Origin of the sequence: Amycolatopsis vastitatis, assembly GCF_002234595.1 — a bacterium.
In the GTDB taxonomy this organism is placed as follows: Bacteria; Actinomycetota; Actinomycetes; order Mycobacteriales; family Pseudonocardiaceae; genus Amycolatopsis; species Amycolatopsis vastitatis.
The window spans coordinates 529026-540726 of record NZ_NMUL01000012.1; the positions used below are offsets into that span (position 1 = coordinate 529026).

Annotated in this window: 10 protein-coding genes; 3 read left to right on the top strand and 7 right to left on the bottom strand. The window is 72.2% G+C overall.

The genetic code is table 11. From position 1 onward, the window contains the following. Positions 1 to 85 precede the first annotated feature (85 nt). The 3 genes from CF165_RS16730 to ychF form a co-directional block, all read right to left on the bottom strand. Positions 86 to 553, bottom strand: a complete 468-nt coding sequence (locus CF165_RS16730) for a hypothetical protein (RefSeq protein ID WP_093948415.1) — start codon at positions 551 to 553, stop codon at positions 86 to 88. Beyond that, a complete protein-coding gene (locus CF165_RS16735; RefSeq protein ID WP_093948416.1) occupies positions 550 to 1140 on the bottom strand; it encodes an ArsR family transcriptional regulator in 591 nt (196 codons plus the stop codon). Before CF165_RS16735 ends, CF165_RS16730 begins: the two co-directional genes overlap by 4 nt. A gap of 65 nt (positions 1141 to 1205) precedes the next feature. Further along, positions 1206 to 2288 (bottom strand): redox-regulated ATPase YchF, encoded by a 1083-nt coding sequence (gene ychF, locus CF165_RS16740; protein WP_093948417.1) that lies wholly within the window; start codon positions 2286 to 2288, stop codon positions 1206 to 1208. 90 nt (positions 2289 to 2378) lie between these two features. Between ychF and CF165_RS16745 the strand changes: the two genes are divergently transcribed. Next, complete coding sequence (locus CF165_RS16745) at positions 2379 to 3776, top strand: DNA-3-methyladenine glycosylase 2 family protein (RefSeq protein ID WP_205660871.1); 1398 nt, start codon at positions 2379 to 2381, stop codon at positions 3774 to 3776. Between the two features lies 1 nt (position 3777). On the opposite strand, the gene CF165_RS16750 is transcribed toward CF165_RS16745, so the two are convergent. From CF165_RS16750 to CF165_RS16760, 3 genes are read right to left on the bottom strand one after another with little or no spacing between them, the layout of a single operon-like run. Beyond that, positions 3778 to 3969 carry a DUF1737 domain-containing protein gene (locus CF165_RS16750; protein ID WP_093948418.1) on the bottom strand — a complete coding sequence of 64 codons (192 nt, stop codon included), beginning with the start codon at positions 3967 to 3969 and terminating at the stop codon, positions 3778 to 3780. A 21-nt stretch (positions 3970 to 3990) separates the two neighbouring features. Further along, entirely contained in the window at positions 3991 to 6942 is a 2952-nt protein-coding gene (locus CF165_RS16755; protein ID WP_093948419.1) for an AAA family ATPase, read from the bottom strand. Continuing rightward, the gene (locus CF165_RS16760) at positions 6939 to 8090 is read right to left on the bottom strand and encodes an exonuclease SbcCD subunit D (protein ID WP_167441458.1); all 1152 of its coding nucleotides are present in this window, start codon (positions 8088 to 8090) and stop codon (positions 6939 to 6941) included. The genes CF165_RS16755 and CF165_RS16760 overlap by 4 nt, the downstream gene beginning before the upstream one ends. 227 nt (positions 8091 to 8317) lie before the next feature. Between CF165_RS16760 and rmuC the strand changes: the two genes are divergently transcribed. Together rmuC and CF165_RS16770 are read left to right on the top strand one after the other, a co-directional pair. After that, positions 8318 to 9232 carry a DNA recombination protein RmuC gene (gene rmuC, locus CF165_RS16765; RefSeq protein ID WP_093948421.1) on the top strand — a complete coding sequence of 305 codons (915 nt, stop codon included), beginning with the start codon at positions 8318 to 8320 and terminating at the stop codon, positions 9230 to 9232. A gap of 374 nt (positions 9233 to 9606) precedes the next feature. Next, entirely contained in the window at positions 9607 to 10533 is a 927-nt protein-coding gene (locus CF165_RS16770) for a DUF6542 domain-containing protein (protein WP_167441459.1), read from the top strand. Positions 10534 to 10598: 65 nt separating this feature from the next. On the opposite strand, the gene CF165_RS16775 is transcribed toward CF165_RS16770, so the two are convergent. Further along, complete coding sequence (locus tag CF165_RS16775) at positions 10599 to 11594, bottom strand: 4-hydroxy-3-methylbut-2-enyl diphosphate reductase (RefSeq protein WP_167441460.1); 996 nt, start codon at positions 11592 to 11594, stop codon at positions 10599 to 10601. Positions 11595 to 11701 lie beyond the last annotated feature (107 nt).

Genomic DNA, 11701 nt, shown 5'->3' on the forward strand with positions numbered 1-11701 from the left:
GATCAACGCCCTCGCGCCCGCGGTGGTGTTGATCGCCATCGCGCTGCTGGGCCTCCTCGGCTGACCGAAGCCGTCACCGGCGCGATCAGTAGCGGGGCATGTTCGGGATCGCCTTCTCGGCGACGCCGATGAGATCCTCGACCTTCGCCACATCGGCCGTCACGTCCTCGGCCGTCACCGATGGCGCCTCCGAAGAACGGTAGGCGACTTCGTTGCGCCGCACCCGCATCCGGTTGAAGGGCCGCAGAAGCGGCCCCAACGGCGGATCGAGCTGCGCGAGAACCGCTTCGTACACGGCGATGTGGCCACCACGGCTGGTGGCACGCAGACCTTGGTTCTGCAGGACGGCCGCCAAAGCACGACGCGCGCCGTCGTACGCCAGTGTGTAGGCGCCTTCCGGATCCGAGTCCAGCAGCTGCCGGGCCGAAGCGACGTGCGTGCGAGCCCTGGCGATCTCCGCTTCCGCAGCCTCTCGCGAAGCCGGGACGGGTTCGAGCGAACCGCGCGCGATGAGCGCGTCGATCGTGGCGCGCCCCTGGTTCCACCGGGTCATCGGGTCTCCTGATCGAGAGGCAGCGGGACCAGCGGACGTTCACGCACGCTGGTGAGGAACGGATCCGTGCTGCTCGCCGCCCACGACGCCGGCGAGATCCGGTGGACGTTGACCTCGCGGCCCAGCCGCCGCGACACACCCTCGGCCAGGTCGAAGAGCGTGTCCGGATCGGGCGAACCGACGACGAGAACGTCGACGTCACCGGGCGGCGGCCCCGGTTCGCCGCGGTAGCGCGCGGCCCAGGACCCGTAGATGTAGGCCTCGCGCACGTCCGCCAGTCCGGACAGTGCTTCGGCGAGCAGCGGCATCGGCCCGAAGGTGACTGAAATGACCTCGCTCAACGGCTGGTAGAGCGCAGTGTCCGTACGCGCTTTGACGAGACGGCTCCGGCCCACCCGCCGGTCTTCCAGGATGCCGCCACCGACGAGCCGTTCGACCTCGCGCAGCACGGCCGTCGGCGTGACGCCACAAGCCTCGGCGAGCTCGGTGATGCTGTACTCGCGCTCCGGGTGAAGCAGGACCAGCGCGAGCAGCTCACCCTGCATGCGCGAACGCAGCAGCGGCAGCAGACTGGGCGAAGCTTTCATTGGACGCAGTATATCCTGCGTCCAATGAAAACAACAGTCAGTAGTTCTCGCTCACGAAGCGTGGGTCAGACGTTGAAGCGGAATTCGACCACGTCGCCGTCGGCCATGAGGTAGTCCTTGCCCTCCATGCGGACCTTGCCCGCCGCCCGGGCCGCCGCCATCGAGCCCGCCTCCATCAGGTCGTCGTACGAGACGATCTCCGCCTTGATGAAGCCGCGCTCGAAGTCCGTGTGGATCACGCCCGCCGCCTGGGGGGCCGTCGCACCCTGGGGGATCGTCCACGCGCGGGACTCCTTCGGGCCCGCCGTCAGGTACGTCTGCAGGCCGAGGGTGTGGAAACCCGCGCGGGCCAGGGAGTACAGACCCGGCTCCGGCTGGCCGACCGACTCGAGCAGCTCGCGCACCGACTCCTCGTCGTCCAGCTCCAGCAGCTCCGCCTCGACCTTCGCGTCGAGGAACACCGCGTCCGCCGGTGCGACCAGCTTGGTCAGCTCCTCGCGGCGCGCCTCGTCGGTGAGCACCGACTCGTCGGCGTTGAAGACGTACAGGAACGGCTTCGTCGTCAGCAGGCTCAGCTCGCGCAGCGCGTCGAAGTCGACCTCCTTCTGCGCCTGGAAGAGCGTGCGCCCGGCGTCGAGGATCTCCTTCGCCTTCTGCGCGTTGTCCAGCGCGGGCTTGTTCTCCTTCTTCGTCCGCGCTTCCTTCTCCAGCCGCGGCAGCGCCTTGTCCAGGGTCTGCAGGTCGGCGAGGATCAGCTCGGTGTTGATCGTCTCGATGTCGCTCGACGGGTCGATCCGGCCGTCGACGTGCACCACGTCGGGGTCGTCGAACACGCGGATGACCTGGCAGATCGCGTTGGCCTCACGGATGTTCGCCAGGAACTTGTTGCCCAGCCCGGCACCTTCGGACGCGCCCTTCACGATGCCCGCGATGTCCACAAAGGACACCACGGCGGGGACCGTCTTCTCCGACTTGTACAGCTCGGCCAGCTTGTCCAGCCGGGGGTCCGGCAGCGGCACGACACCGACGTTCGGCTCGATCGTCGCGAACGGGTAGTTCGCGGCGAGCACGTCGTTGCGGGTCAGCGCGTTGAACAGGGTGGACTTGCCGACGTTGGGCAGGCCGACGATACCGAGGGTGAGGCTCACGACCCCGCAGTCTACGTGTCCGCGCCGGTCGGGCCCCACGCACCCAGCGCCGTGGCGGATTTCCGCCAGCGACGGTGCTGACCTGCTGGCATGCTCGAATCCATGGTCACGATCACCGAAGCGCCCCCGCTCTGGCGCGACGCCGAACGCTGCTACCGCGTGGTGACCGCCCGCGACTCGCGCTTCGACGGCCAGTTCATCATGGCGGTCCGCACCACCGGGATCTACTGCCGCCCGTCGTGCCCGGCGTCGACGCCGAAGGCGCAGAACGTCCGCTTCTTCCCGACGTCGGCCGCCGCGCAGGCCAACGGCTTCCGCGCCTGCCGCCGCTGCCTGCCCGACGCCGTGCCCGGCTCGCCGGACTGGAACGTGCGCGCCGATCTCGCGTCGCGGGCGATGCGCCTGATCGCCGACGGCACGGTGGAGCGCGAAGGCGTCCCGGGCCTCGCGCGGCGGCTCGGCTACTCGGAACGCCAGCTCGGCCGGGTGCTCACCGCCGAGCTGGGCGCGGGCCCGCTCGCCCTGGCCCGTGCCCACCGCGCGCATTCGGCGCGGCTGCTCATCGAGATGTCCGAGCTGCCGTTGACGGACGTCGCCTTCGCGGCGGGCTTTTCCAGCGTGCGGCAGTTCAACGAGACGATCCGCGAAGTGTTCGCGACGACGCCTTCGCAGCTACGCGTCTCCGCAGCTTCACGGCGTGGACGTCAGAGTGACGTCAGCGGGACGCGGCTCAGCCTGCGGTTGCCGTTCAGACCGCCGTTCGACGCTTCGGGATTGCTTCGCTTCTTCGCGGCCTACGCGGTGCCGGGCGTCGAGGAGGTCACTTCGGAGACCTATGCGCGCACCCTGCGGCTCGCCCATGGCACCGGAGTCGTGCGGCTGACGCCTTTGCCCGACCATGTGCGCTGCGAGCTGCGGCTCACCGACCTGCGCGACCTCGGCAGCGCGGTCAGCCGGGTGCGGCGCCTGCTCGACCTCGACGCCGATCCCGCGGCGGTCACCCGCGTCCTCGGCGCCGACCCCGCGCTGGCCCCGCTGGTCGCGGAAGTGCCGGGGATCCGGGTGCCGGGCGCGGTGGACGGCGAGGAACTGCTGCTCCGCGCGCTCCTCAGCGAGGTACCGCTCGGCGAGGACGTGCCGGGTGAATGGGGTGTCACGCGGCTGTTCCCGACCGCGGCCGAGGTCGCGACCACCGGCCACCCCGTCGCCACCGCTCTGGCCGAGGGACGGCTGGAGGTGCACGTCGGCCGGGACGCGGCCGAACTGCGCGCCGAGTTGCCGGCGTACGTCGAGCCGTCGATGGCGGACTACGTCGTGATGCGAGTCCTCGGCGCGCCGGACGTCCTGCTTTCGGACGACACCGCCGTCCGGCGCGGCGCCGAGGCATTGGGGATCGCGCCGGACTCACTCGCCGAGCGCGCCCGCGCGTGGACGCCCTGGCGCTCTTACGCCGGGATGTTCCTCCGGCACGCAGCCGGCTCGCCGTGATTCAGCCCTGTTCGCCCTGCCACAGCACGGCTTGGGCGACGATCACCCGGTCGCCGTCGAACGTGGCGGCCGGCGAGCCGTACAGGCGGTAGCCGAGTTCGAGTGCTTCGCTGACCCGGAAACAGAACTTCGCGTCGTCCGGGCCGGTGAGCATGCGGTAGCGAGGCAGGCCGTTCGGCGGCTGGTCCGTCATGACTTCATCCTGTCCGAGCGATCACCCGGCGCGCACCTCCAAGGTCGAGCCCGTGCGGGACTTCCGGACCCGCAACCGCGTCGGGATGCGCTGCCGCAGCTCCTCGACGTGGGAGACCAGCCCCACCACCCGGCCGCCGGCGCGGAGCTCGTCGAGGATGTTCATGACGACGTCGAGGGTTTCGGCGTCGAGCGTGCCGAAGCCCTCGTCGACGAAGAGCGTGTCCAGCAGGGCGCCGCCGCTCTCCCCCGCGACGACGTCGGCCAGGCCCAGCGCCAGTGCCAGTGACGCGAGGAACGACTCGCCGCCCGACAGGGTCTTCGCGGGGCGGATGGTGCCCGAGTAGTCGTCCAGCACGTCGATGCCGAGCCCGCCGCGGGTGCCGCGTGCCCCGGCCGCGTCCGAGTGCACGAACGAATACCGGCCCTGGCTCATCGTGCGCAGCCGGTGGGTGGCGGCGACCGCGACTTCTTCGAGCCGCGCGGCCAGCACGTACGACCGCAGCGACATCTTGCGGCTGTTCTGCCCGCGCCCGTTGACGACCTCCGCGAGGGCCCGCAGTTCGGCGTACTCCGCTTCGGCCGGGGCGAGCCCGGACAGGGTCTTGCGCAGCAGGCCGGCCAGCCGGTTCAGCTCCCCGTGCTGCGCGGTGGCCGCTCGCAGGGCCGCGTACGCCGAGTCGGCGCGCGCCCGCGCCAGCTGGGCCGCGTCGGCCGCGCGGCCGACGTCCGCGACATCGTCCGGCGAGATCCCGAACAGGTCCGGCTCGGCCAGCAGCGCCCGTGCCCCCGCCGCGGCCGCCTCGGCTTCGGCGATGCCCTGCTCCAGCTTCTCGATCTGCTCGTCCGGCAGCATCGCGGCCCGCGCCTTCTTCAGGGAGGTGAATCCCTTCGCCTCGACTGCCGCCTCGACCAGCGCCCGCTGTTCGGTGACCCGCTCCCGGGCGCCGACGACTGCCGTGCGGGCCTCGGCGACCGCCTCCAGGGCCTCGGCGAGGCCGAGAAGGTGCTTCCGGCGGGCGCCGACGTCCGCGAACTCGCCTCGCCCGGCGACCAGGCGGCGTTCGCGCTCGGCCAGCCGTTCTTCCAAGGCGCGGACGTCGGTCAGGGCTTCGGTCGCCGTCTGTTCGGCCCGGCGCAGGCGCTCGGTCCGCAGCTCGGCGTCACGCTCCAGCAGCAAAACCTGCTGGCTCAGCTTCGCCCTGGCTGCCGCCTTTTCGGTGAGGACGGCGACGGTGGTCCGGGCTTCCGCCAGCTCCGCGGTGATCGACTCGGCCGTGCGCCCGGCCAGCCGTTCGATCAGCCCGGCGAGCCGTGCCTTCGCCTCCTCCAGCGCGACGACGACCCGCTGCCGCACGGCGTCCGCCGCCTGCTCGGCCTCTTCGGCGGCGCGTTCCTCGGCCGGGTCGACCAGCTCGACGTCCCGGTCGGCCTTCGCCGGGTGCTCGGCCGACCCGCACACCGGGCACGGCGCGCCGTCCGGCAACGCGGCGGCCAGCTCGGCCGCCATCCCGTCGAGCCGCCGCTCCCGCAGGTCCAGCCGCCGCTGCCGGGCTTCCTGGTGCGCGTCGACGACTTCGCGCAGCTTCGCCTCGCCCCTTTGGACCTTTGCCCGGGCCTCGGGTAGTTCGGCCGCGTCACGGGCGACGGCTCGCAGCTCGTCGACTTTCGCCTTGGCGCCGTCGAGCTTGGCTTCGGCTTCGGCCGCTTCGAGCGCGTCCGCCCGCAGTTTGGCCAGCTGGCCGGGGATCGCGGCCAGCTCGACGGTCAGTTCCTCGACCTGCTGCCGGGCCGTGACGGCGGCGAGCTTCCGGTCGTCCCGCCGCATGATGTCGACCTGCTGCTGCTCGGCCTCGGCGACGAGTTCCGCGACCGCGCCCGCCTCTTCCCTCGCGGCGGCTGCACGCGCCTTCAGATCGCCGGTCGCCCGCGTCCCGAACTCCCGCAGCCAGGCGCCGCGGGCCTTTTCCGCCTGCTCGGCTTCGGTCAGTTCGGCGGCCCGCCGGTCCAGCAGGTCGGCCTCCACGGCGACACCGGCCGCCCGCCGCGCGGCCGCGACCTCCTGTGCCCACTCGGCGCGCTGCGGCGCCTGCTCGGTGATCTCGAGCAGGCGCAGGTGCGCGGTGCGGACCCGCCGGATCTTCTCGGCACCGGCCCGTTCTTCCTGCAGGTAGACGTCCGCCCGCTGCGCGGCCGCTCGCGCCCGTTCCTCTTCGGCCGTCACCTGCCCGACTCGGGACTCCGACTCGGCGAGCACGGTGCCGACCCACTCGGCCACGTCCGTCTCGGGCGGGTCCTGCTGCGCCTCCTGCGCGTATCGCGCCAGCAGTTCGCGCACGTCCGCCTGGCGTCCGGCCAGCTCCCGGCCACGCTCGGCCCGCAGGTCGGTGAACCAGCGTTCGACGTCGGCGAAGCGCTCGGTGCCGAACAGCCGTTCCAGCAGCTTCTCGCGCTCGGCGGTGTCCGAACGCAGGAAGCGGGCGAACTCGCCCTGCGGGAGCAGCACCACCTGGAAGAACTGGGCCGCCGTCATCCCGAGCAGCCGCTCGACGGTGCGCGCGACCTCTTCGATCCGGATCAGGCCTTCCGGCGGCAGCCCGGCGGGCGCGGGGCCGACCCAGCTCAGCGACACCCGCGCCTGCTGGGTGGTCGTGCCCTCGCCGCGCCGCTTCGGCCGCTGGTACTCCGGGTTGCGGACGATCTTCAGCCGGTGCCCCTGCACGGTGAGCTCCAGCGCGACCTCGGTGACCTGGTCGGGGCCGGCCAGGTCACAGCGCAGCCGCTTGGCCTCGTTGCGGGCGCCAGGGACCACGCCGAACAACGCGAACGCGATCGCGTCGAGCAGCGTCGTCTTGCCCGCGCCGGTTTCGCCGTGCAGGAGGAAGAGACCGTCGGCGCCGAGCACGTCGAAGTCCACCACTTCGCGTGCGCAGTACGGCCCGAAGGCTTCGACCTCCAGCCTGTGCAGCCTCATTTCGCGAGGGCCCCCCGGTCGGCCGCTTCCAGGGCCCGGAACAGGAGCTGCTCTTCGCTTTCGGTCGGCGGGGCGCCGCGGCAGTCGTCGAGGAAGCTGCGCGAGACCTCGATGTCGGTCCGGCCGCGGACGGCGTCGGAGTAGCGCAGCGGGGCACCGGCGTGCCCGCCCTCGGGCTCCCACTCCAGGTGCACCGCGTACGGGAAGCGCTCGCGCAGCCGCCGCATCGCGTCCACCGGACGGACCCGGTCGGTGACGGTGACCGACAGGAAGTGGCCGAGGTGTTCGTCGTGCGCCGGGTCGTTCAGGAGGTCTTCGATCTCGCCGCGGAGGGTGGCCAGCGCCCGCGGAACGGGCAGCTCGTGGCGCCGGACATCGGCGAGGCCGTCGGCGCCGAGGTCGACCAGCCAGACCGATTTCCGTTGCCGGGCTTCGGAAAACGAGTACGCCAGCGGACTCCCGGAGTACCGCAGGTGCTCGGCGAGCGTCTGCGGGCCGTGGAGGTGGCCGAGCGCCACGTAGTCGACGCCGTCGAAGACCGAGCCGGGCACCTGCTCGACCCCGCCGACCGCGATCGTGCGCTCGGACTCCGTCGGCTCGCCGCCGGTGACGAACGCGTGCGCGAGGACGACCGACCGGACGCCGGGCCGGGTTTCGAGGTCCGCGCGGACGCGGCGCATGGCCTCGGTGAGCACGCCGGTGTGGCCGCGCGCGTCCGGCACGCCCAGCGCGTGCCGGGCGGGTTCCGGTTCCAGGTAAGGGATGCCGTAGACGGCGACCGGGCCGTGGTCGTCTTCGAACAGCACCGGCTCGGCCAGCCCGCCGACGGTGGTGCGCAGGTGCAGGCCGCCGGCCGCGGCGAACTCCGCGAAGGCGCCGAGGCGGGGCGCGGAGTCGTGGTTGCCCGGCGTGACAACGAGTTGCGCGCCGGCCGCGCGGATGCGGGTGCCGGCCGCGGTGGCCACCCGCACGGCTTCGGCCGAGGGCACCGCGCGGTCGTAGATGTCGCCTGCCACCAGGACGGCGTCGATCGCCTCGCCGGCCACGAGGTCGGCGAGGTGCCCGAGCACCGCTTCCTGTTCCGCGAGCAGGTCGGCGCCGTGGAACGTGCGGCCGACGTGCCAGTCGGAGGTGTGCAGGAATCTCACGGTGGCCAAGGTACGACCCGGCTCCGACGAAATCCCGCAGGCACGCCGCCGCCTCACTCGAACGTGTGTACTAACACGAGCGTGCCGGATCGGACACGCCCTGGGCGATTCCGGGTTCTTCGCAGGTCAGCTACCCAGAGCGACGGATCGGGTGCGATTTTTGTCGGTGGGGTCCGCCATGATGTCCCCGCGGTCCGATCCAGGCGGCCCGGGAGGGAGGAGACGAAGTGGCGACAGTGCTGACCACCGCGGCGATCGTGCTCGCGGTCCTGCTGCTGTTCGCCGTCGCGGTGCTGTGGCGGCTGTACCAGGACGGGATGCGCCGGGCGGACGCGGCGGCCCGGCTGGTGGCGGCCGAGCGGGCGAAGGCGGACCAGCAGCAGCTGGCGCTGCGGCGGTATGAGGTCGCGTTCGCCTCGATCAGCGGGCGCGGCGAGCTGGGCGAGCAGGTGCTGGTCGAAACGGCGCGAGCGCTCGGGCTGCGCGAGGACCTGCACTTCACGCTGCAGACGGACCTGGCGGGCGGCGGCGCGGCGAAACCGGACATGGTGCTGCGGGTGGGCGGCGACCGCACGGTGCCGGTCGACGCGAAGGCGAGCATGGCGACGTGGTCCGAGGCGGTGGAGACCGACGACCCGGACGAACGGATGGACGCGTTGCGCACGCACGTCCGGCAGATCCGCTCACGGGCCGCCGAGCTGGCCGGCAAGGGCTACCAGCGCTGGGCGGACGCGATCTACGGCACGATCATGTTCGTCCCGTCCGACGCGGCGGTGGTCGCGGCACTGGACACCGACCCGGAGCTGCTGCGCTGGCTCATCGACCGCCGGGTGTTCCTGTGCGGCCCGACGGGCTTCGGGGTCCTCGCCTCGGCGGCCCTGTTCGCGGCGAGCGACCGGACCCTGGAGGCCGACGTCGAACAGGTGCGGGCGGGAGCGGCCGCGGCGCACCGGGCGGCGGGCGGCGCGGTGGAGGCGCTCAACCTGTCCAGCACGCACCTCCAGCGCTTCCTCTCGGCCCGGCGGCGGGAGCTGGAGGCCCTGGAGACGTTCCGGGCCACAGTGGCCCCGCTGACGGACGCCGCGGGGAGCCCGGCCCCGGTGCCGACGGTGCGGAAGGGGGACGAACTGGCGGCCAGCTGACCACCCGCGGGTGGCGAGGACGGGAGACGGCTTCGGTGGCGTGCGCCACCCGAGCGGCGGCCGCAGCCTGGAGCGAATCCGGCGCATGATCGGGGACACAGCGGTTCCCGGCCATCGGCGTCCGGCGCGCTGACCAGAGCCTTCCCGGTCGGGCGCGATGGCTCCGGCGTTCGCGAGCGGCAGCAGCGATCCTCGGCCACACCGGCACCGGCCTGGGGTGACTGGAGGGCCCGAGGAGGCCGTCACAGCGGTCACCGACCCCTGCTCCGGTGACCTTCGGAGCAGGGCCGCCGGGCCCCTGTTCGAGCGCTGTAGCCCCACGTCGGCGGCGGTGCTGGCAAGATCTTCACATCCACGAGATACGGTGTTGTCTCGTGACCGCGATTCGCGATCGCCAGAGCGATCCAGATGCCGACGACGTCCCCGTGCCGTGGGATGAGCGTCCTGTCGTCGGTTCGAGGCGCGGACTGCCGTGGTGGGCGGCGGTCCTGGTCGGCCTCGGCCTGGCGATCGTAGGCGCCCTCCTGGGCAAGCCGAGCCAGGCGAACATCCCGCTGGTCTTCACCGTCTGCTACATCGCCGGGGCCGTGATCGCGGTCTGCGCGGTGCGGCGCCGCGGCCTCTTCGGGCCCATGGTGATGCCGCCGCTGGTGCTGGCCGTGACGGTGCCCGGGGTGATCCTGCTGACCTCCGGGTCCCAGGGCGACGACATGTTGACGAAGGCGTTGAACATCGGCACCCCGCTGATCAACGGCTTCCCCATGATGGCCATCACCACGGGCATCACCCTGCTGATCGGGCTCGTCCGGATCTTCCGCGAGCGCGACCCCGACGCCCCGAAGAAGATCAAGAGCGGTGCCAAGGCCGACCGCCGGCGAGCGGACGAGGACGACGAGAAGCCGTCGTCGCGCGCCGCGGCCACGTCGGCCGGGGGACGCCCGCGGCCGGCCGGTTCGAGCCGGTCCGGCCAGACTCCGCTGCCGCCGGGCGCCCGGCGCGGCCGGGAGGGCGAACCGCCTCGGCGTCCGCGTCCGCCCGCCGAGGGGGAACGCCGCACGCCCCGCCCGCCCGCCGACCGCGACCCGGGGACCCGTGGCGCCCGGAAGCCCCCGCCGTCGACCCGGCGCACGCCGCGCCCGGACGAAGGCGACCCGCGTCGCCGCGAACCGCGTGACGACGCTCCTCGGCGACGTCCGCGCCCGCCCGCGGAGGACGGCCGCGACGCTCCGCCTCGCCGTCCGTCCGGCGGACGGGGTGCCCCGCCGCGCCGGAACCGTCCTTGGGACGAAGAAGAGCGCTGACGACCTGCTGAAACTGAAACGGCGGTCGCCTCCCGCGGGAGGCGACCGCCGTTTTCGTGGGGCCTTCAGACCTTGCGCAGTTCCTTGGGCGGTGCGAAAGAGATCTTCTCGTTGGCGGTCGTGACCTCGTCGACGTCCGCGTAGCCGCGCTCGGCGAGCCAGTCCAGCAGCTCCATGACCAGCACCTCCGGCACCGACGCGCCCGAAGTGACACCGACCGTCGTCACGCCGGAGAGCCAGGCTTCGTCGACCTCGTGCGCGAAGTCCACCAGGTACGACGCCTTCGCCCCGGCCTTCAAAGCCACCTCGACCAGGCGCTTCGAGTTGGACGAGTTCGTCGACCCGACCACCAGGACCAGGTCGCACTCGGCCGCCATCGCCTTGACCGCGACCTGGCGGTTCGTCGTCGCGTAGCAGATGTCGTCGCTCGGCGGGTCCGCCAAGCCGGGGAAGCGCTCGCGGAGCTGGTCGACGCGCTCCATCGTCTCGTCGACCGACAGCGTCGTCTGGGACAGCCAGATCACCTTCGACGGGTCGCGGACCTCGACCTTGTCGACGTCCTCGGCCTTGTCGACCAGCTGCACCTTGTCCGGCGCCTCGCCGGCCGTGCCCTCGACCTCTTCGTGGCCCTCGTGGCCGATCAGGAGGATGTCGTAGTCGTCCTTGGCAAACCTGTTGACCTCCTTGTGCACCTTCGTCACCAGGGGGCAGGTCGCGTCGATCGTGCGCAGGTTCCGCTCGGCCGCCTCCGTGTGCACCATCGGCGAGACGCCGTGGGCGGAGAACACCACGAGCGCGCCCTCGGGCACCTCGGACGTCTCGTCGACGAAGATCGCGCCGCGCTCGCGCAGCGTGTCGACCACGTGGCGGTTGTGGACGATCTCCTTGCGGACGTACACCGGGGCGCCGTAGACCTCGAGGGCCTTCTCGACGGCGATCACCGCACGGTCCACGCCCGCGCAGTAACCACGGGGTTTGGCGAGCAGCACCCGCTTGCCGGAAGCGGTTCCGGTGATCGTCGGGGTACCCGCGGGCTCGATTCCGGGACTCGCTGAACTCATGCCCCCAGGGTACGGGCAGTCCCGTGACGGCCTCGCAGTCCCTTTCGGGTGAGCTTCGTCCCCCTGCCTCGCTGTGCCAGAGGTCACGCACCGCGCCCGAACTCATC